Annotated in this window: 18 protein-coding genes and 1 riboswitch; of the genes, 17 read left to right on the plus strand and 1 reads right to left on the minus strand. The window is 30.0% G+C overall.

The window, feature by feature from the left end:
• Positions 1 to 73 precede the first annotated feature (73 nt).
• From recD2 to OCU47_RS01345, 13 genes are all read left to right on the plus strand, one after another.
• Positions 74 to 2,305, plus strand: a complete 2,232-nt coding sequence (recD2, locus tag OCU47_RS01280; protein ID WP_261826785.1) for an SF1B family DNA helicase RecD2 — start codon at positions 74 to 76, stop codon at positions 2,303 to 2,305.
• Between the two features lie 9 nt (positions 2,306 to 2,314).
• Positions 2,315 to 3,346 (plus strand): hypothetical protein, encoded by a 1,032-nt coding sequence (locus tag OCU47_RS01285; protein ID WP_261826786.1) that lies wholly within the window; start codon positions 2,315 to 2,317, stop codon positions 3,344 to 3,346.
• Positions 3,322 to 3,984 (plus strand): ComF family protein, encoded by a 663-nt coding sequence (locus OCU47_RS01290; RefSeq protein WP_261826787.1) that lies wholly within the window; start codon positions 3,322 to 3,324, stop codon positions 3,982 to 3,984. The genes OCU47_RS01285 and OCU47_RS01290 overlap by 25 nt, the downstream gene beginning before the upstream one ends.
• Before the next feature lie 511 nt (positions 3,985 to 4,495).
• Positions 4,496 to 5,032, plus strand: coding sequence for a ribosome hibernation-promoting factor, HPF/YfiA family (gene hpf, locus OCU47_RS01295; RefSeq protein WP_261826788.1), 537 nt, complete (start codon positions 4,496 to 4,498; stop codon positions 5,030 to 5,032).
• Positions 5,033 to 5,364: 332 nt separating this feature from the next.
• Positions 5,365 to 7,875: a preprotein translocase subunit SecA gene (gene secA / locus OCU47_RS01300; RefSeq protein ID WP_261826789.1), complete on the plus strand. Its 2,511-nt coding sequence runs from the start codon at positions 5,365 to 5,367 to the stop codon at positions 7,873 to 7,875.
• A gap of 110 nt (positions 7,876 to 7,985) precedes the next feature.
• Positions 7,986 to 9,093 (plus strand): peptide chain release factor 2 gene (gene prfB, locus OCU47_RS01305; protein WP_261826790.1). Its coding sequence is split into 2 segments (ribosomal slippage): positions 7,986 to 8,051 and positions 8,053 to 9,093, totalling 1,107 coding nucleotides; the frame shifts between segments, so codons are not numbered across the junction.
• 202 nt (positions 9,094 to 9,295) lie between these two features.
• Positions 9,296 to 9,958, plus strand: coding sequence for a YczE/YyaS/YitT family protein (locus OCU47_RS01310; RefSeq protein WP_261826791.1), 663 nt, complete (start codon positions 9,296 to 9,298; stop codon positions 9,956 to 9,958).
• A gap of 222 nt (positions 9,959 to 10,180) precedes the next feature.
• Positions 10,181 to 12,340 carry a Tex family protein gene (locus OCU47_RS01315; RefSeq protein WP_261826792.1) on the plus strand — a complete coding sequence of 720 codons (2,160 nt, stop codon included), beginning with the start codon at positions 10,181 to 10,183 and terminating at the stop codon, positions 12,338 to 12,340.
• 116 nt (positions 12,341 to 12,456) lie between these two features.
• The gene (locus OCU47_RS21760) at positions 12,457 to 13,503 is read left to right on the plus strand and encodes a PocR ligand-binding domain-containing protein (RefSeq protein ID WP_309297420.1); all 1,047 of its coding nucleotides are present in this window, start codon (positions 12,457 to 12,459) and stop codon (positions 13,501 to 13,503) included.
• Between the two features lie 265 nt (positions 13,504 to 13,768).
• Entirely contained in the window at positions 13,769 to 14,815 is a 1,047-nt protein-coding gene (locus OCU47_RS01330) for a PocR ligand-binding domain-containing protein (protein WP_261826793.1), read from the plus strand.
• A gap of 80 nt (positions 14,816 to 14,895) precedes the next feature.
• A riboswitch (FMN riboswitch) is annotated at positions 14,896 to 15,012 on the plus strand.
• Between the two features lie 153 nt (positions 15,013 to 15,165).
• Complete coding sequence (locus OCU47_RS01335) at positions 15,166 to 15,741, plus strand: ECF transporter S component (protein WP_261826794.1); 576 nt, start codon at positions 15,166 to 15,168, stop codon at positions 15,739 to 15,741.
• 220 nt (positions 15,742 to 15,961) lie between these two features.
• Positions 15,962 to 16,252 carry a hypothetical protein gene (locus tag OCU47_RS01340; RefSeq protein WP_261826795.1) on the plus strand — a complete coding sequence of 97 codons (291 nt, stop codon included), beginning with the start codon at positions 15,962 to 15,964 and terminating at the stop codon, positions 16,250 to 16,252.
• 241 nt (positions 16,253 to 16,493) lie between these two features.
• Entirely contained in the window at positions 16,494 to 17,624 is a 1,131-nt protein-coding gene (locus tag OCU47_RS01345) for a ribose-phosphate pyrophosphokinase (RefSeq protein ID WP_261826796.1), read from the plus strand.
• A gap of 92 nt (positions 17,625 to 17,716) precedes the next feature.
• Here OCU47_RS01345 and OCU47_RS01350 read toward each other — a convergent pair whose 3' ends face one another.
• Positions 17,717 to 19,021 carry an esterase/lipase family protein gene (locus tag OCU47_RS01350; protein ID WP_261826797.1) on the minus strand — a complete coding sequence of 435 codons (1,305 nt, stop codon included), beginning with the start codon at positions 19,019 to 19,021 and terminating at the stop codon, positions 17,717 to 17,719.
• A 317-nt stretch (positions 19,022 to 19,338) separates the two neighbouring features.
• Between OCU47_RS01350 and OCU47_RS01355 the strand changes: the two genes are divergently transcribed.
• From OCU47_RS01355 to OCU47_RS01370, 4 genes are all read left to right on the plus strand, one after another.
• Positions 19,339 to 20,265 carry a TRM11 family SAM-dependent methyltransferase gene (locus OCU47_RS01355; protein ID WP_261826798.1) on the plus strand — a complete coding sequence of 309 codons (927 nt, stop codon included), beginning with the start codon at positions 19,339 to 19,341 and terminating at the stop codon, positions 20,263 to 20,265.
• A 173-nt stretch (positions 20,266 to 20,438) separates the two neighbouring features.
• The gene (locus tag OCU47_RS01360) at positions 20,439 to 20,627 is read left to right on the plus strand and encodes a ferredoxin (RefSeq protein ID WP_261826799.1); all 189 of its coding nucleotides are present in this window, start codon (positions 20,439 to 20,441) and stop codon (positions 20,625 to 20,627) included.
• Positions 20,628 to 20,859: 232 nt separating this feature from the next.
• Entirely contained in the window at positions 20,860 to 21,543 is a 684-nt protein-coding gene (locus OCU47_RS01365) for a cell wall-active antibiotics response protein (protein ID WP_261826800.1), read from the plus strand.
• 135 nt (positions 21,544 to 21,678) lie between these two features.
• A complete protein-coding gene (locus OCU47_RS01370) occupies positions 21,679 to 22,533 on the plus strand; it encodes a hypothetical protein (RefSeq protein WP_261826801.1) in 855 nt (284 codons plus the stop codon).
• Positions 22,534 to 22,535: the final 2 nt, after the last annotated feature.

Raw genomic sequence — 22,535 nt, forward strand, 5'->3', positions numbered from 1 at the left:
TTTGTTATTTATTTTCAGATACCTAATAATTTGTTATAATGAAGTAATGATTAAAAAAATTAGGAGAGATTTGATGGATGAGTTAAGAGGAAACGTTCTATCAATTTTATTTAAGAATGAAGAAAATGGGTACACAGTTTTTAAAATAGAATCAGAGAGAAAAGAAATAATAGCAGTAGGAACAATCCCATATGTTAGCGAGAATCAGAATTTGTTGCTTAAAGGTGAGTGGATTTTAAATGCAAAGTTTGGTAAGCAATTTAAAGTTGTAGAATGTGAAGAAATTGTTCCTAGTACGGCAAGTGCAATAGAAAAATATTTATCTTCAGGTGTAATTTATGGAATTGGTCCTGTAACAGCGAAGAAGATAGTAAGTAGATTTGGTGATAGAACATTAGAAATATTGGATGAAGATATTAATAAACTAAATGAAATTCAAGGACTTGGAAAGAAAAAAATAGAAATTATTATGGAATCATATAAGTCCCAGAGAGAATTGAAAAATATAATAATGTTCTTTCAAGCACATATGGTTACTGTTTCACAGTGCATGAAAATATATAAAAAATATGGTGCAAATTCAGTAGTTATAGTTAAACAGAATCCATATGTATTATGTGATGAAATATCTGGTATTGGATTTAAAACATCAGATAAAATAGCAGCATCTCTAGGTATTGATAAAGAATCTTCTTTTAGAATAAGTAGCGGAATAAGATATGTAATAAATGAATACTGTGCCAATGGCAATACATTTATGCCAAAGGATGAATTGTTAAGTAGATCTTCAGAAGTCCTAGATATAAAAGAGGAAACTGTAGAAGATTGTTTGAATAACGAAGTCATTGAGAATAAAATAATGATAGAAAAGGTTAATGGTGTGGATGCAGTTTTTGCTATGCCATATTATTATTGTGAGATTGGAATAACTCAGCGAATATTAAAGTTAGCCATAAGCAATTTTAATAGCTTAAACATAGATGTAGACTATGAAATAAAGCTTTTTGAAGAAGGAAATAATATAAAATTTGCACCTTCTCAGAAAGAAGCTATCACAGGGGCTATGGATAATGGCATTGAAATAATAACAGGTGGTCCTGGCACAGGAAAAACAACTATAATAAAATGTATAATTGATATTTTTGAAAAATGTGGATTAAAAGTACTTTTAGGTGCACCAACAGGAAGGGCAGCTAAAAGAATGTCTGAATCAACTAAGAGGGAAGCAAAGACTATACATAGAATGTTAGACATGGTGATAGATGATAATGAGGAATTAATGTATGGACAAAGCGAAGGGGAACCATTAGATGCAGATGTAATTATAGTTGATGAAGCTTCGATGATAGATATCATGTTAATGAATAATCTGTTAAAATCAATTAAGATGGGAACGAGACTTATAGTTGTAGGAGATGTAGATCAATTACCTTCAGTTGGTCCGGGAAATGTATTAGCAGATCTAATAAATGCGAACTTTACCAAGGTGGTTAGACTTAATGAAATATTTAGACAGGGTAAAGAAAGTATGATAATAGTAAATGCTCATAAAATAAATAATGGTGAAATGCCTATTCTAAATGAAAAAGGAAAGGATTTTTTCTTTATAAATGGAACTAATCAAGAGGAAATGTTAAGGACCGTTGTAGAGCTTGCTAATATTAGATTACCTAAGTTCAATAAGTCATGGAATAAGCTTCGAGACATTCAAATATTGACACCAACGAGAAAAGGAAGTTTAGGTGTGACAAATCTAAATGAAAAATTACAAGCAGTATTAAATCCTAGTAATAAAAATAAGAAAGAAAAACAATTAAAGAATATGATTTTTAGAGTTGGCGATAAAGTAATGCAAACGAAAAATAATTATTCTATAAACTGGACTAGAATTGCAGGAAGTGGAGAAAATGAAGGTACAGGGGTGTTTAATGGTGATGTTGGATTCATAGAAGATATAAATGTTGAAAATAGAACTATGTCTGTAATTTTTGATGAAGAGAGAAAGGTCATTTATGATAATATTAATGCAGATGAACTTGAGAGTGCTTATGCAATAACTATTCATAAAAGTCAGGGAAGTGAATTCCCAGTAGTTATTATGCCTGTATTTATGGGGTCACCATTATTAATGAATAGAAACTTATTGTATACAGGAATAACTAGAGCTAAAGAATTGGTAGTCCTTGTTGGGGATGTTAAGGCGCTTAGCTATATGATTAATAATATTAAGAGTATTGACAGAAATTCTTCACTTCAGTGGAGAATAAATGATATTGTGTCTGAAAATGTATTTTCTAAAGAATAGAGGTATATTATGAAAGAGTGTGTAATACAAGAAAATCAAAAATGTTCTGAAATAAAATGTTTAATTAAAAATTTAAAGGCATGGTATGAAGAAGATGAAGAAAAATTAATAAATATAGTAACTTATCCATATAATGAAATAAGAATTTTTAAGTCTTTGATTTATGATGTTCTTAAATCAAATGGAAGAGTTCTATATTTAGGCAATAATGAGGAAAAGTATAAAGAAATAATTACTGTAATTAAGAGTTTGGGAAAAGATATAACATATTCAAAAGTTAAGGATGGGTGTATAGATAGTGAGGCTAGTATTAATTTTAGCCGTCTAGGTAATACGCCTAACATTAAAGGAAAATATGATTTGGTGATTTTAGATGATATAAGTGCATTGTCCAATTATTCTAAGTTAGAGTTACAAGATTTTATTGATTATTTTTATAAGAACTCAAAGAAAATAATTGCATATACCTTTGAAGAAATATTCCTAAATGTAAGAGTTTTATATGCTGGAAATGCGTTAAGTGACAAACCTTTTATTGAGCCAAGGGTAATAAAAACACGGGTTGATTTGGAAGAAGATATTCCATTTGTTATATATGATTATTTAAAATGGTTTAAATCTCAAAAAAGAAAGATTCTAATGTTAACTCCTGATTCTGAAAAAAAAGAGCTTGTTTATGAGTACTATCTTAAAAAATTAAAAATAAGTGATAAAATCAAAGTATTTAAATATAGTGAAGAGCAGAGCAATAAATTATATAAAGAGGTAAATAGCATAAAGGATAATGCTGTTATTATAGTTTCTGAAGTTATTAATGAGGAGTTTAGAAATATACCTAACCTAGATATAATAGTTTATTTTTCTGACGATAGATGGTTTGACTATAAGAAGATAATATATTTATGTGGGAAAGTAGGAGAAAAGAATAAGGAGGGAGAAGTTTTGCTACTATCAAATGAAGTCAGTGACAATATTGATTTAGCTAAAGAATATGCAAGGCAGTATAATAAAATTTCATGGGAAAAAGGTTTGTTGAGTTAATAAAGTATTTTTATGAATGTTTTATTGAAACTTTGTTTCCACATATCAATCAATGTATTTGTTGTGGAGAAGAAAGTGATGAAGTAATTTGTGATAAATGTAATAGCAAGATAAATTATATTACTGGGAAAATAAAATTAAAAGATTTTGATGAATATGTGTATCCGTGTTGCTATTATGGGCATGAAATAAAGAAACTGGTTTTAAAATTTAAATACGGCAGAGATTTTTATATTGGAGAAAAACTAGGGGATTTTATTATCGATAAAATAAAATCCTTTGAAGATAAGAATTGGGTGCTGGCATATATACCAAGTTCAAAGAAAAATATAAAAGATAGAGGATTTGATCAATGTGAGTTTCTAGCAGAATATATTGAGCATGAAACTGGGATTTTAGCAAAGAAGTACCTAATTAAAGATGATAATGTTAAAGAACAAAAAAGACTAAGTCATAAAGAGAGAATAGATAATTTAAAAGATGCTTTTCAATCTTCAAAGGAAGTTTCTGGAAAGGAAGTTATTCTTATAGATGATGTTATAACTACAGGAGCAACATTATTTTTTGCAAAGAAGGCATTGATTGATGCAGGAGCAAAAAAAGTTCTAATAATTGCTGTTGCAAAAAGTACAATATAATTGTATAATAATTTTCAGAAAAGCTAGGTTTGTGGTTGAAAGTCGATGCCAGTCGCAGGCGAAACGATCCACGTAAGTTAAACAAAGAGTTAATGAGCATGGTGCGGTTTAGAGGTAAGTCCTGCCAGTTAGTAGCTGAGAGGGTTAGTAGTGAGAGGTTGAGTCCGGGTAGCAAAAGCTCCAGCAGGCGAGTGTGGGGTCAAAGACCAGGTCAACTAGCTTTTCCATAAAAAAGTCATTAGTTTCTAAAACTAATGACTTTTTTGTATTTTTTAATAATTATTTTGTGCTCGGTTATAATAATTATAAAATATTTTGTTGGACAAAGTAAAGTTAACACTAAATAGGAGAAACAAAGTATTCTATAGAAAAATTGATTTAATATTATTAATATTCAGTTAATTCGGTAAAAGCAAACTTGTTAAAAGATAAAAATGTATGTAAAATAAAATTAACAAATAAAACGATTACTTAATTAAAAGTAATCTTAGTTTTGAGAGGGGCTGACCATATGAAAGTAACAGTATTAGCAAAAAACATAAAGTTAACACCTGCATTGAGAGAGGCTGTGGAAAAAAAATTATCGAAGCTAGATAAATATTTTAATCCAAATGTGGAAGCCAAAGTTACATTAAGTGTACAAAAGAACAGACATATAATAGAAGTAACAATACCATTTAATGGGGTAGTGTTAAGATGCGAAGAATCAACTGAGGATATGTATAAATCCATTGATTTAATTGAAGATAAATTAGAAAGACAGATGAGAAAGCAAAAGACAAAGTTAGAAAGAAAGTATAGTGGTGAATCTGTAAGATATTTAAATCTAGATATGATTGAAAATAGAAATGAAGAAGAACAAGAAGGAAGAGTTGTTAAAACTAAAAAGTTCCCAGTAAAACCAATGTTCCAAGAAGAAGCTATATTACAAATGGAACTCGTAGGACATAACTTTTTTGTATACAAAGAAGCAGAAACTAACGAAATAAGAGTCATTTATAAAAGAAAAGATGGAGATTATGGATTAATCGAACCAGAATTTTTATAAAATATAAATTAATAATTGATATTTAGCTACTCAAAATCAATTTTGGGTAGCTTTTAATTATGTATAAAGGTATAATGTAATAAGAATATGTTGAATTTATAAACTAATAAATGGTATAATTTAAAAAAATACGTTTAAAGCATCTGAAGATAAGCAACAAATCTAAATATGCGACTGATATTTTTAGTTAGACAATGAAGCAGGTTCTGCAGATAGTGAGCTATCTAATAGTTCTGTTCACGTAGCATAAGGTCAAATAGATTAGTATAAGTACTTACCTATTTTTTTGAAGATGCCTAAATATAATACTACAGGATTGAGAGGAAAGAAGCATGGGATTGTTAAGTAAAGTTTTTGGGACTTATAGTGAGAGGGAAGTAAAAAGGATAGTTCCTATTGTAGATAAAATAGATTCACTACAAAGTTCAATTAGAGAACTATCAGATGAGGATTTAAGAAATAAAACTCAAGAATTTAAAGATAGGGTTTCAAATGGAGAAAGTTTGGATTCTATATTACCAGAAGCTTTTGCAGTTGTAAGAGAAGCTTCGACTAGAGTTCTAGGGTTAACACATTATAGAGAACAATTAATTGGAGGTATAGTACTTCATCAAGGTAGAATTTCAGAAATGAAAACAGGTGAAGGAAAAACTTTAGTTGCTACATTACCAGCATATTTAAATGCACTAGAAGGTAAGGGAGTACATGTAGTTACAGTAAATGATTATCTTGCTAAGAGAGATATGGAGGAAATGGGAAGAGTATATGGATTCCTAGGACTTACTACAGGTGTTATTGTTCATGAATTAGACAATAATCAAAGAAGAGAATCATATAATGCTGATATAACTTATGGAACAAACAATGAATTTGGATTCGATTATCTTAGAGACAATATGGTTATATATAAAGAAGAAAGAGTTCAAAGACCTTTACACTATTGTATAGTGGACGAAGTTGACTCTATATTAATTGATGAAGCTAGAACTCCACTTATAATTTCAGGTGCAGGAGAAAAGAGTACTGAATTTTATAAGATAGCAGATTTCTTTGCAAAGGGATTAACAGCAGAAGATGATTTTACTTTAGATGAAAAAGCAAATGCTGTTATGCTTACAGATGCAGGTGTAGCTAAGGCAGAAAAAGCTTTTGGAGTTGAAAATTATGCTGATGCTGAGAATATGGAACTTCAACATTATTTAACTCAAGCATTAAAAGCAAATTACATGATGAAGCTAGATAAAGACTACATGGTTAAAGATGGAGAAGTTATAATTGTAGATGAGTTTACAGGAAGACTAATGGAAGGTAGAAGATACTCTGATGGTTTACATCAAGCTATTGAAGCTAAAGAGGGTGTAAAGGTAGAAAGAGAATCTAAAACTTTAGCTACAATTACATTCCAAAATTATTTTAGAATGTATAAAAAATTAGCAGGTATGACTGGTACAGCTTTAACAGAAGAAAATGAATTTAGAGAAATTTATGGATTGGATGTTATAGTAATTCCTACGCATAGACCAGTTGTCAGAACTGATTTACCAGACTTAATCTATACAACTCAACGTGGTAAATTAAATGCTATTGTTGATGATATAGCTGAAACAAATAAGAAAGGTCAACCGGTTCTAGTTGGTACTACAAGTATTGAAAAGTCAGAAGCTTTATCAAAATTACTTAGTAAAAAGGGCGTTAAGCATAGAGTTTTAAATGCTAAATTCCATGAACAGGAAGCAGATATTATATCTCATGCAGGAGAACTTGGGACTGTTACAATAGCTACTAACATGGCTGGTAGAGGTACTGATATTAAACTTGGTGAAGGTGTAGTAGAAGTTGGAGGACTTAAGATTATAGGTACTGAAAGACATGAGTCTAGAAGAATAGATAATCAGCTTAGAGGACGTTCAGGACGTCAAGGAGATCCAGGTGAATCAAGATTCTATATTTCTTTAGAAGATGATTTAATGAGAATATTTGGTGGAGAAAGACTACAAGGTATTATTGGAAGCGGATTGGCTGAAGATGAAGCTATAGAAAGTAAGATGGTTACTAAATCTATAGAGAATGCTCAAAAGAAGGTTGAAGGAAATAACTTTGATGTAAGAAAGACTTTACTTGGATATGATGATGTTATGAATAAGCAAAGAGAAGTTATATATAGACAAAGATCTCAAGTACTTGAAGGTGAAAACTTAAAGGATCAAGTTCAAGGAATGGTTGAAGATATAATTGATTTTGCAGTAGATTCACATGTTACAGGTGTAGAGGATACCTTTAAGCAAGAATTGAAAAATTTAGTGGATTATTTAGAAGATATCTGTATCCCAGAAGGAATAGTAACAGTTGAAGAACTTGAAAAGATGCAAAAGAATGAAATGAAATCAAGATTCTTATCAGTTGCAAAAGAAGTTTATGCAGCAAAGGAAGCAGACTTTGGAGAAGAACAACTTAGAGAAATTGAAAGAGTAGTAATGCTTAAAGTTGTTGATACAAAGTGGATGGATAATATAGATGATATGGATCATCTAAAACAAGGAATAGGACTTAGAGCATATAAGCAACAAGATCCAACACAAGCATATCAATTTGAAGGTAGTGCTATGTTTGATGAAATGATACAAAATATTAAGACTGAAACAGTTAAAATGTTGTATCACGTTCAAATAGAGCATGCTCCTGAAAGAGAAAGAGTTGTAGAAGAAACTTCAACAAACTATGGTGATGATGGAAGCACAAAGAAAAAACCTATAAAGAAGGAAGACAAAATAGGAAGAAATGATTTGTGTCCATGTGGCAGTGGTAAGAAGTATAAGAATTGCCATGGAAGAGAAGTATTATAAAAATAAAAAAGGGCTTAGCCCTTTTTTTATTGCAAAATAATTAGGGATATTTTTTTAATTTAGTGTTACAATGTTAATATTGGTTATAATAAATTAAATGAGGTGATAATATGTTGCTTGAAATTGAAAATCAAATTAGCAAGCTTAAGAACATAGAGCAAACATTAGAAGAAATGAGGGATTCACTTTGACATTTCAGCTATAGAAAAGAAAGTATCTGAGCTGGAATTTAAAATGCAAGAACCAGAGTTTTGGAATGATGCCAATGCTGCAACTGAAATTACAAAGCAAACAAAGCAACTAAAGGATAAGGTTCAAAGGTATAAGGATCTTTTTCAAAGAATAGAGGATGTTCAAGTTTTGGCTGAGATTTCTGAAGAGGATGATTCTGAAACAAATAAAGAAATTCTTGAAGAAATAAATAATATCATTTCAGAGGTTGAACAATTTAAGATAGAAACCATGTTATCAGGAGCATATGATAGCAACAATGCTATAGTAACCTTCCATACTGGAGTTGGTGGAGCTGATGCGAATGATTGGACAGAGATGTTATTCAGAATGTATCTGCGCTATTGTGAGAAAAAAGGTTATGATGTGGAGGTAATAGAAAACCTACCTGGTGATGAAGCTGGTATAAAAAGTGCTACAATAAAGGTTAAAGGAATTTATGCTTATGGATATTTGAAAGCTGAGAAGGGAATTCATAGACTTGTAAGAATTTCACCTTTTAATGCTAATGGAAAGCGACAAACATCTTTTGCATCAATAGAAGTATTGCCTGAGCTTACTAAAGATCAAGATATTGAAATAAATCCTGTAGATTTAAGAATTGATACCTATAGATCTAGTGGAGCTGGTGGGCAACATGTAAATAAGACTGAATCTGCAATTAGAATTACCCACATTCCAACAGGTATAGTTGTAAGTTGCCAAAACGAAAGAAGTCAATATTCTAATAAAGATACCGCAATGGAAATGCTAAAATCTAAACTCATAGAATTAAAAGAAAGAGCACATAAGGAAAAGATAGAAGACTTAACTGGAGAGTTAAAGGATATGGGCTGGGGAAGTCAGATAAGATCTTATGTATTTCATCCTTACTCTATGGTTAAGGATCATAGAACTTTAGTTGAAACATCCAATGTGACTGCAGTTATGGATGGAGATATAGATTTATTTATAATTGCATTTTTGAAGAGTCAAAATTCTTTATAAATTAAGCAATGGCTAAGTAATAATATATGTAATTAAGAACTTTAAATTTAGAATAAAAACCGTACAGAGTTAAATTAAATTGTCTATAAGAGGTTTTTACAAGAAATATGTTTGATTTTTGGATTTTTTTATGATAATCTATAATAGTTCTATAAAAACATTGTTTATTTTTTAACTATATATAATGATTATGGAGGAAAATATGAAAGAAATTAACTTGAAATTATTCTTAAAGAAATTTATATTTTTCTTTGTAGGTCTTTGGATAATACAACTTGGAGTGGCTCTTTTCCTAGGTGCCAATATAGGATCAGATCCATTTACAGTATTTACTCAAGGACTTTCAAAGGTAGTGGGTGTTACTCCAGGACAAAGTAACATGATTATAACAGGAGTATTATTTGTTATATTAGCAATAATAGACAGAACTTATATAAATATAGGAACATTTTTATCAGTTCTTTTAGCAGGACAATTTATTGATTTAAGCGTAAAAATGGTATCAGTGATTCCATTTAAAGACCTTGGACTAATAGTTAACTGTTTAGTTTTAGTAGTTGGATGTATAATAATTGGAATAGGTTTTTCAATATTAAAAGCTTCTAATTTAGGAGTTGCACCTAATGATGTACTTGTGCTTATGTTAGTTGATAAAACTAAAGTAGAATATCGTTGGGTTAGAATGACATATGATGTACTAGTTTTTGTAGTAGGATTTTTCCTTGGTGGAGTAGTTGGTGTAGGTACAATAATAGTAGCTGGACTGACAGGCCCATGTATTCAATTCTTTATGCCTAAACTTGAAAAGGTTGTTAAGGCAATATTAAAAGAAGAAACAGAAACAGGTTTGAAAAAATCTGCTTAAGATTAAGTTATAGATAACAATGGATAAATAGATGAATTACTATAGTATGAAAATACTTTTAAGAGAGATGTTTTTAGGTGATACACCTAAATGCATCTCTTGATTTTTTATGACAATAATAATAATAAATTTTATATAGAACTAAGGAAGATAAACCTTATTTGCAATAAATATGATAAGCATTATAATAAGAAATAGACATTTAAATTTTAGGAGGCCTTTATGGAAAAGATAATAGAGATATTAGCAAAAGAATTAGAAATAAGAGTAAGTCAAGTAGAGAATGTAATTAAACTGCTTGATGATGGAAATACAGTCCCTTTTATAGCTAGATATAGAAAGGAACAAACTGGTGGATTAAGTGATGATGTACTAAGAAAATTATTTGAGAGATTAACATATTTAAGAAACCTAGAAGGAAGAAAAGAAGATGTAACAAGGCTTATAGAGGAGCAAGGAAAGCTTACAGATGAGTTATCAAAAGCTATAAATAATGCTAAAACATTAACTGAAATTGAAGATTTGTATAGACCATATAAGCAAAAGAAAAGAACAAGAGCTACTATAGCTGTGGAAAAGGGATTATCACCATTAGCAGAATTAATATATTCAGCAGAATTTAAAGGTGATATAGAAAGTGAAGTACAAAAATATATAGATGAAGAAAAGGGTGTTAACTCCAAAGAGGAAGCATTGGCTGGAGCTATGGATATAATAAGTGAAAAGATATCTGATGAAGCAAGCTTTAGAAAGTACATTAGGGAGATTGTTCAAAGAGAAGGAATTATAGAAACAAAAGGTGGAAGCGATGAACCAACCCCATATGAAATGTATTATGAATATAGTGAAGCTGTAAGAAATATTCCTTCTCATAGAATTCTTGCTATTAACAGAGGGGAAAAAGAAAAAGTTCTATCAGTTAAAGTAACGGCTCCAGAAGATAAACTAATTCAATATTTATTAAATAAGTGTTTAAAAGGTAATGAAGTTACTGATAAATATGTTGAGTTATCAGTTAGAGATTCGTTTAAGAGACTTATCTATCCATCAATAGAAAGAGAAATAAGAAGTGAGCTTACTGATATAGGAGAAGAAGGGGCTATAAATATATTTAAGGCTAATCTTAAAGCATTACTAATGCAATCACCTATAAAAGGTAAGGTGGTTATGGGATATGATCCTGGTTTTAGAACAGGCTGTAAGGTTGCTGTTTTGGATGATACAGGAAAGTTTTTAGAGAAGGCTACAGTTTATCCTACTGTACCAAAGAGTGATGTGGAAGGGACTGTGAAAACTCTAAAAGAATTAATTTATAAATATGATGTAGATGTTATTTCTTTAGGAAATGGTACAGCAAGCAGAGAATCAGAGGAAGTAATAGCTAGAATTTTAAGTGAAGTCAAAAGAGAAAAGGGCAAGGAAATATACTATGTAATAGTTTCAGAGGCTGGGGCATCAGTATACTCAGCGTCAGAACTTGCAGCAAAGGAATATCCTGATTTAGATGTAACCATAAGAGGAGCAATATCTATAGGAAGAAGACTGCAAGACCCACTAGCTGAACTTGTGAAGATTGATCCAAAGTCTATAGGGGTAGGACAGTATCAACATGATGTAACTCCAAAGAAGCTGGATGAATCATTAAAAGGAATAGTTGAAGACTGTGTTAATAATGTAGGAGTAGATTTAAATGTAGCAACTCCATCTTTACTTAGTTATATAGCAGGTATTAACCCATCTATTGCAGCAAACGTTGTAGCTTATAGAGAAGAAAATGGCAAATTTAAGAACCGAAAAGAATTGTTAAAAGTAAAGAGACTTGGACAAAAAGCTTTTGAGCAATGTGCTGGTTTCTTAAGGGTTGCTGAAAGTAATGAAATATTAGATAATACTTCTGTTCATCCAGAATCTTATGATGCTACTAAACAACTTATCAACAAATTAGGGTATAGCGAAGAAGATATAAGAAATGGAGCTATACAAAGTATTGATGCTAAAGTAAATGAACTTGGCATTAAAAAGTTGTCAGAGGAACTATCAATTGGTGAACTTACCCTTAAAGATATAATAAAAGAACTTAAGAAGCCAGGAAGAGATCCAAGAGAAGAACTTCCAAAACCAATACTAAAATCCGGTGTTTTAGATATTAAAGACTTAAAACCAGGCATGATGTTAATGGGGACTGTAAGAAATGTTTCTGATTTTGGTGCTTTTGTAGATATTGGAGTTCATCAAGATGGATTGGTGCATAAAAGTCAAATGGCAGATAGATTTGTTAAACATCCATTAGATATAGTGAGTGTAGGCGACATCATTGAAGTAAGAGTGCTCGAAATTGATGAAAAAAGACATAGAATAGCATTATCAATGAAGAAGGAATAATAGATTAGAGGTCTAATAAGTAAGCTTCATTAAAAGTATTGATTTATACATTTTTATTCAAGGAATAACAGTTTTCTCCGATATATTACTCATAAAAGGGTAAGGAGGAATTAATTATGATAAGTATACGTGAGGATAATACTGTAGATCTAGAAAAGTTGGAGATTAAGGATGTAATAGATATAGAACTATTACAAAGATTTCAAGACAATTTTGCTATAGGAATTAACTGCGCTAGTGTTACAGTAGATGCAAAAGGGCAGCCAGTAACAAAACCTAGTTCTTATACAAACTATTGCCTTAATCTTGTTCAGTCAACCCAAAAGGGTAGTGATAGGTGTGCTGCATCTCATCATAGAATGGGAGAAGAAGCAGCAAGGCTTGGAAAACCTTATGTAGGATTGTGTCATGCTGGGCTTGTAGATTTTGCAGCTCCTATTATTGTAGAAGGAAAACTTTTAGGTACAGTTTTAGGTGGCCAAATGCACACTGAAGAAGTTGACAGACAAAGTTTTATTGAAATTGCTAATGAAATAGATGTAGATTCTAAAGTTATGGCAGATGCAGCGGAAGAAGTAGGAAGAACTCATATGGAAAATATAGAAGCTGCTGCAGATGTATTGTTTGCTATAGTGAATTCTTTTGCTAAAAATGGATATAATGAAATTAAACTAAAGACTTTATCAAAGAGATTAAGCAATAATTTTATGCAAGTATCAGCTTCTATAGAGGAACTTTCAGCATCAGCAGCGGATATAAGTTCTCAGCAAGAGCAGTTAAACGAAGCAATATCTGAAGTTGGTGCAATTACTGATCAAATTAATTCTATTCTTGATGCTATAAAGAATATAGCAAATCAAACAAAGATGCTAGGATTAAATGCTTCAATTGAAGCAGCTCGTGCAGGAGAAGTAGGAAAAGGATTTGCAGTAGTTGCATCTGAAATAAAGAAGTTATCTGAAAACTCTAAGGAAACAGCAAATGAAATAGCTAAATTAACTAATACAATACAAGAATCCGTTAAAAGCACTATGAAAAATTCACAAACTACATTAGAAACTACAAAAGAACAATCTAAAGCTATGGAAGAAGTGAATATGAATATTCAAGATTCAGTACACATCGCAGATCAGCTAGATAATATTGTTGAGGGTGTGAATTAAAACACTTTAAAAAAGAATATTTACATAGTTTTTTATAAAAGTCCCTGATATATTTAATATATCAGGGACTTTTATGCAAAGATTAATATAAGAATTTTTGTGTTTAAATATAGAATGAATAGATAGATATATAATGTCGAAAAAAATACTTGTATACATGTACAAATTTGAAATTTACCATAAAAAATTAAATGACATTAAAGAAATGGTGTATTATAATTAAGTTAGATTTGTACGATTATAAATAAAGCGGGGGGAACTTATTATGATACATATTTTAGAAGATAATACGATCGACATGGACAAGCTAGAAATAACAGACATTATAGATATAGAATTATTACAAAGATTTCAAGATAACTTTGCTGTAGGAATTAATTGTGCTAGTGTTACAGTAGACAAAAATGGTAAACCAGTAACTAAGCCAAGTTCTTACACAAAGTTTTGTGACAGATTTGTACATTCAACTAAAAAAGGAGATGACAGATGTGCTGCATCCCATAATAGGATGGGAGAAGAGGCAGCTAGAACTGGTAAACCATACGTAGGTTTTTGCCATGCAGGGCTTATTGATTTTGCAGCACCTATTATTGTAGAAGGAAAGCTCTTAGGAACTGTTTTAGGTGGACAAATGCTTACAGAAAAGCCTGATAGACAAACTTACATACAAATTGGAAATGAGATAGATGTAAATGCTGAAGCTATGGCAGATGCAGCAGAGCAAGTAAAAATTACTCAAATGAAGAATATAGAAGCGGCAGCAGATGTATTATTTATAATAGCAAATTCTTTTGCTAAGAATGGTTTTAATGAAATAAAGTTAAAAACATTATCAAAGAGATTAAGCAATAACTTTATGCAAGTATCAGCATCTATAGAAGAACTTTCAGCGTCAGCAGCAGATATAAGTGCTCAACAAGAGCAATTAAATGAATCTATATCTGAAGTTGGAGCAATTACTGATGAAATTAATTCTATTCTTGATGCTATAAAAAATATAGCAAATCAAACAAAGATGTTAGGATTAAATGCTTCAATTGAGGCAGCTCGTGCTGGAGAAGTAGGAAAAGGATTTGCAGTAGTTGCATCTGAAATAAAGAAGTTATCTGAAAATTCAAAGGAAACAGCGAATGAGATTGCTAAATTAACTAACACTATCCAAGAATCTGTTAAAGGGACCATGAAAAATTCACAAAGTACATTAGAAACTACAAAAGAGCAGTCTAAAGCTATGGAAGAAGTGAATATGAATATCCAAGATTCAGTGCACATTGCTGACCAGTTAGATAATATGGTCGATAACATGAGATAAATGGTGGACATTGAAGCATATTAATACAAAACAAGCTTGTACAAATTTATTTTTTGTTGTATAATTTAAGAAAAGTTAATAGATATCTTCAGGGCGGAGTGTAAGTCTCCACCGGTGGTAAAGCCCACGAGCAATTAATTGCATGATTCGGTGTAATTCCGAAGCCGACAGTATAGTCTGGATGAAAGAAGATGATGAATAAGTATAATTTGTACAGTTATTCTGACGTATAACCCCTGATGTATTTTCGTATATCAGGGGTTTATTTTATGAAATAATATAAAATAATTCTTTAAGGTTTTTTGAGAAGATAATTCTATTAACTATCAAATAATCAGGAGGAATGAATAATGAAAAAGAACAACACAAATACTATGGTAAAAATAGGAGTGTTTACAGCAGTGGCAGTAGTGCTTATGTATTTTAGCTTTCCACTACCTATATTTCCAGCTTTCTTAAGATTTGATTTTAGTGATATGCCAGCACTTATAGGAAGTTTTGCCTTAGGTCCAGTAGCAGGGGTACTCATAGAATTATTAAAGAATGTAATAAATGTAGTTATCAAAGGGTCTTATAGTATGTTAATTGGAGAATTTGCTAATTTTGCTGTAGGAGCTGTTTGGGTTTTTACTGCAGGATACATTTATAAGAAAAATAAAACAAAGAAGATGGCAGTAATGTCTTTATTAGTATCAGTTGTTGTAATGTCTGTATTTGGATCATTGCTAAACTATTTTGTACTTTTACCAATGTACACAAAGGCATTTCATATGGAGTTTGGAAACTTAGCAGTTTATGCATCTACAGTAATGCTACCATTTAACTTACTAAAAGGTGCAATTACTTCAATAGTTACTTTCCCATTATATAAAGCAGTATCAGTTGCTTTAAAGTTAGAAGCACCAGCAAAAAAAATTATGGGGTAAAAAAAGAAAATTTTTAATAATATCATAAGCCTCTATTGAATTTATACCAATGGAGGTTTTTTTATGTCTAATATCCTACTTTTATTAAATATAATTATAGAACTAGTTACAATTGGAGAAACCCATGGAAATGTGACCTTTATATACATAAAGGAGAATTGTATAATTTATAGAATTTAATAACCTATGAGAAAAATATTATTATGAAGGAGTTTTACAAATGAATACAGGGAATATAATAAACTACATCAATGAAAGAGCAGATTTATATCAAGAGGTCTTAAATGAATCAAAAAAAATAGTTAACCAAATTAATTCAAAAGTTAAATATCCATTAGATATTTATGGAGACGAGCCTTATGTTAAAATAGAAGTAGAAGGATTGGACAAGAAAATTGTTATAAATCCTGTGAAAGTAAAGGCAATAGCTGAGATTACAAATTGTACAATTGATGAAGCTATTATTATGTTAATAGAAAAAGAATTAAAATTTGAAGAAGAACAAATATAATAAATAAACAGTGTTGAATATAAAGGAGACGGTAATAATATTATTTCAGTTTCCTTTTATATTTTGTGAAAGATTACATAAATAATTTATTACTTTTTGTAATATGTTATGTTATTTTAAGTAGAAAAAGAAATAATATTGTTTGTATAAATAATACATGATATGATACTAATGTAAAAGATGTTTGACGTAAAATAAAAAGCTAAATAAAATATATTTACATATTAGAAGGAGTGGTTCGATGTGTAATGAATTAAACAATATCCAACCTCATGGAGAGCTTGGGATTATTGCTTTAGAAAGTTGTTCAAAGATAGGGAAAGAAATTAATCAATATTTAAGAAAGATAAGAGCTAACAGTGCTAATGATGATGAAGAAGAATCTTATCTAATAAATGTTGATGAAATTAGATTTTCTAATGGTGAAGGAAAAGTCAAGATTAAGGAAAGTGTAAGAGGAAAGGATATCTATATTCTATGTGATGTAGGAAATTATAATTGTACTTACAATATGTTTGGAATTGAAAATTATAAGGGTCCAGATGAACATTTCCAAGATATAAAAAGAGTAGTATCTGCAATAAGTGGTAGAGCTAATAGAGTATCAGTAATAATGCCATTACTTTATGCATCAAGACAACATAGAAGAAAGGGTAGAGAATCCTTAGATTGTGCAATTGCACTTCAAGAGTTAGAAAGATTGGGAGTAGATGAAATTATTACTTTTGATGTTCATGATCCTAATGTTCAAAATGCTATACCATTAACATCATTTGAAAATTTATATCCTACATATGAGATAATAAAGACATTCATCAAAGATGAAAGAAAAATAGAAATTGACAAAAATAAGATGATAGTTATAAGTCCAGATACTGGAGCTATGGATAGAGCTATATACTATTCTACAATGTTAGGATTAGATATTGGTTTATTTTATAAGAGAAGAGATCATTCCACTATAGTAAAAGGCAAAAATCCAATAGTTCAACATGAGTATATTGGAAGAGATGTTGAAGGTCAAGATATATTAATAGTAGATGATATAATTGCCTCTGGTGAATCTATATTAGATATAGCTGCCCAATTAAAGAAACGTGGAGCTAAAAGTATATATGCTGCAGCAACTTTTGCTTTCTTTACAGAGGGAATAAATAAATTTGATAAATTCTATGAAGAAGGACTTATCGACAGAGTATATTCAACTAATTTAACTTACATACCAGAAAAAGTAAAGAACTCAAAATGGTTCAAAGAAGTAGATATGTCAGCATTTATGGCAGATATAATAGATACTCTTAATCACGATGGAAGTATGGCACCATTTTTTGACGCAACAAAGAGTATTACAGAACTTTTAGCTAAAAAATAATTTAAATGATAAAAAAAGGAGAGTTACTATGTATTTAGAGTAACCCTCCTTTTTTATAGTATGATTATTTTTATTTTCAAAAGAACTTTTGCTTATTTAGGTAGGCTTGTCAACATTTTAGCCCAACTAACAAATTTATTTTGAAGATAATTGTGATATAGTGGTTGATTTTGTCCAACAACTTCAATATGATCTATATTTTGAATTTCACCTAAGTAGTTCCAAACGCCTTTTTGAGGAATTCCATTATAATTTACAACTTTATCTTGAGAGCCTTCATGAGGAGCGATAGCAGATCTAACACTTACAATTCCATCATTTCTCCACCAATCACTATTGACAACTACTTCTCCTGGAGTGTAGTTAGTATAACGTCCCATATATAATGAACTTTTTAACATAAGTGGATTCATATTTAAATTAGGAACTTGGTGACCGGATACTAAATCTCTGTGAGTATCAACGCAAGCAATTGAAAAATAATATATATCATCTTGAGCTTTTACCCAGCTATTCAATTCTTTAGCACCTTTTTGAGATAAATCCCAAACACTTAAGTCAGTAGTCTTTCCCCAAATACTGCTTGAGAATACTCTATGGCAATAGGATGAGAAAGATTCATCAGTTTGTTTCTTTAATCCCCATTGATCCATCTTAAAATCAAAGCAAGGGTTACTAGAATTTAATATACCTGTATTAGCAGCTAGAGCACAGAAAACTTGATGAAAGTATGGTTCGATACTAAGTTGTTCTTCATCTTGTTGACTACCATCATGAGGAGTAGCTATAGTAGTTATACTATCTATCCAATGCTTTCCGCCAGTGAATAGAGGGCTTGTATTTACACTAGACATTTTCATTTCGTCAGGGTCTCCATTTTCTAATAATTGTGCTAGTACTCTGATTGTTTCTCCACCCATACTATGTCCCACTAGATGGATCTTTTTAAGTTCATTATCGTTTGAGTAAGTACCAAATTCAGGATAAGCACCTGGAAAAGTTCTACCATAACGTGCATGTCCATATTTTTTTGAGTGTGCTTCACCATAATCTACAGTACCACCTTTTAAGTAGGCATATAATTCACAGGCTCTGTCCCAGTTACTAGATATTGAGCCTAAAGTAGGTGTGAAAACTGTATAACCTTTGGAAGTCAATAGATCCTTTAAACTTGATTTGCCACCCCAATAATTGATGCCAAAAAGTTCATCATTACCCCAACCAAAAAGTCCGTGCATCATAACAATTGGGTATTTATTATTTAATTTTTCTAAAGAATTAAGTTGAGAAGTTGAGTGTTTGCTAGTAGTACTAGCGAAGGCATAAGAAGGAAGTAAAAATACCAAAGACAAACATAAAAAACAGGATAAAATTGTTCTTTTAATTGATTTTTTCATAGCAAATATCTCCTTAATATTAAAATTTGTACTGATGAGTATAGTATAACATTTACATGAAGAAATGGTAAATAACAGTAAAACCTTATAAACACTTGAAAAATGACTTTATGTTATTTGTACTAGCTAGTACAAAAAATAGTTAATTATTTCTCCAATTTACGTTAAAATTAAGAATAATTTGATATTAGTTGTAGATAGTGTAGAAAAATATTATTTTTTATTCTTTAGGATATTATAATAAAAATGAATTTGTGGATAACTTATAAAAAATGTTATTATTAGTATTGAGTATTAGAAGAAGAGGATATAGTTTTATGAATAAAGAATTTTTTTATGTCGTTAATTACCCTGTATATGAGGAAAGCTTATGTAGAATGGAAATGAGGACTTTGTTTGGAGTAAATTTAACTAGAAAATATTTTTTTTCTGATAAGTATATAAATTTATCTAGGAGTCCATTTATAAAGGATATGATATCAGTACTTTATATTGCTGATGATATTAGTGATATATTGGATAGAATTGCACAAGATAAAGTTTCTTATGAGAAATTTAAAGTATTCTATATAAAACATGATAAAGAGGATATTGATTATGAAGAAAGAATAAGGGCAGTAAGAGATGTAGGATATCTTATAACAGGAACACCAGATATTCATAATCCTGAAGTTAAACTTGGAATATCTAAGGTAGATGGAAAGTGGATATTTGGAATATATGCAAGAAATGATTTTAAGTGGCATGAACATGATGAGAAGCCTAATTCCTATTCCAATTCATTAAGTGTGAAAATGGCAAGGTCTATAGTTAATATTGCTGTCGGCAATGATTTGAACAATAAACTAGTAGATCCATGTTGTGGAGTTGGTACTGTAGTAATAGAGGCATTGTCAATGAACATTAAAGCAGTTGGTTATGAGATAAACAAAAATGTATCAGAAGATGCTAAAAGGAATTTGAAATATTTTGGATACAAGAATGTTATTATTAATGAAGATATGCATAAGATAAATGATAAATATAATGTTGCTATAATTGACATTCCATATGGACTTTTTACACCGACTACTTTAGCAGATCAGTTAAAGATAATTAATACAGCTCGTAGAATTTGTGAAAAGCTTGTGATAGTTACATTTGAGAATATGAATGAGTATATTATTGATGCTGGATTTAATATTAAAGATGAATGTGTTGCATGCAAAGGAAGATTTAAAAGATATATAAGTTTATGTGAATAAATCTAGGGCATTTTCTGAAACAAGATTTATAATATAAAAATATTGAAAAGAAAAATAAAATATAGAAATAATAAAATGTATAAGAAATATATAACATTATGGTGAATACATAACTAGAGAAAGTACAGCTAATAATATTAATGATAATATTATTATAGAAAGAAGTGATTAGTTTGAAAGCATTCGTAGATAAAGGTACTTGTATAGCTTGTGGGATGTGTGCGAGCATTTGTCCAGAAGTTTTTGAAATTGAGGATGATGGAAAAGCAGCCTTAATTGTTGATGAGGTTTCAGACAAAAATGAACACGCCTGTATTGAGGCTACTGATAATTGTCCAGTAGGAGCAATTACTACAAAATAAAAATTTGGAATCAGAGATATTTATAATCAAAGGGAGCTTGTAGTTATTTAAATAAACAAATAGTTACAAGCTCTAATTTTTTCTTTACATAAACCGAATAGGGGTATATAGTATAATGTAGAATTTGGTTTAAATTTAAAATAAAAACTTTAGTAAGTATTAACATATATGTTATTATAAGGTTATATAATTTATTAGTGACTTAAATGTTAATAAAAGGGGGAAAATAAAAGTGAGGCATAAATTATCAAGCGTTTTATGGGGACTAGCATTTATCATAGCAGGTGTGGGCTTTGCTGGAAATTCATTAAATTGGTGGGATTTTCATTTATTTTTTGCAGGATGGTGGACTTTATTTATTATAATACCTTGCGCAATAAGTATTTTAGAAAACGGATTTCGTACAGCAAATAGTATTGGATTATTAGTTGGAGTTATTTTGTTGTTATCTGAACAACATGTTATTGACAATCATATAGTTGGCAAGCTACTTTGGCCTGTAGTACTAATATTAATTGGTCTTTCTATAATCCTTGGAGGTAGTGGAAGAAAACATAAGATTTCAGCTACAATTAATCATGACAATGCTAAAGGAAAGCCAGAATATACAACTATTTTTAGTAAACAAGAAGTTAATTTTTCACAAGAAGTATTTCCAGGAGCTAATTTAACATCTATATTTGGTGGATTTAGTGTTAATCTATCTGGAGCATATGTTGAAAAAGATGTTGTAATTGATATTACCACAATTTTTGGAGGAGTTGAAGTTATTGTTCCACCAGATGTGACAGTAGTTGTGTCTAGTACTCCAATATTTGGTGGCGTATCAAATCACACAAGACAAAGCAAATCTGAAAATAGTCCAGTTATTTATATTAATGCTACATGTATATTTGGTGGAGTTGACATAAGATAACTAAATTGTTAAATGCTAAATAGAAATCCTCATGTCTTTTTGAGGATTTCTATTTAGTATTTGGAAATAAATAACGAGTGAAAGAGAGTTATTTATTTTATTAGTGAATTCAAATGTGGGAGGAGAATGGTTTTTATGGATATAAAAGGGGTTATTAGGGTTTTGATTTCAAACGATATAGTTAAACATATTTGTAACTATGATCAGCTTGCAGGGGAACACAAAAACAAAATATGGCTAATTGAAAAGGAAGATAATAAGAAAATAATAGTTAAAATAAGTGATGAGGTTAGCATTGATAATGAAGTGAAATTTTTAGATTTTTATAGAGAAATAGATGTATTTCCTAATGTTATATATCATAATTCTAAGAAACGCCTTCTATGTTATGAATATATACAAGGAGATATAAAATTAAATATAGATAGTATGGAATTGCTTAGAGACATAATTCTTATAGCAAAAGCATATAAAATATGTGATTCGGATGGTTATGGATATTTGAAAAAGTTGGAGGATTACAGGCAATTTTTTATGAATTCAATTTTTCAATCAAGTAAAAGAATAAAGACGTTAATTGATTATCAAGATTATATGATGGTAAAGCATAAAATAGAGTTAATCACATCAGAAGAAAGACATGTAGATAAATATTTATTGCATGGTGATTTTGGAATAAATAATTGTGTGTTTAGAAACAAAAAGTTAGTTGGCGTTGTAAATTCAGCCTCGATTGTTGGAGAACCTATATATGATGTGATCTACGCTTTGTGTTCAAATATTAGATTCTTATCATCAGTTGGAGTGAATAACATATATTTAGCTTTATCAGATTTGGGTTATTCAAAGGATGTTATAAATGCATACCTTATTGTAGTGTTGTACATACGAATTGGTACATGTATAAAGTATGATTCATATGATTTACAAGATTATCTAAAGTTTTGGGAAGATAATTTTAGTAACAGTAATAAGTTAGTTTTAAAATAAGG

Source organism: Clostridium sp. TW13, from assembly GCF_024345225.1.
GTDB lineage: Bacteria > Bacillota > Clostridia > Clostridiales > Clostridiaceae > Inconstantimicrobium > Inconstantimicrobium mannanitabidum.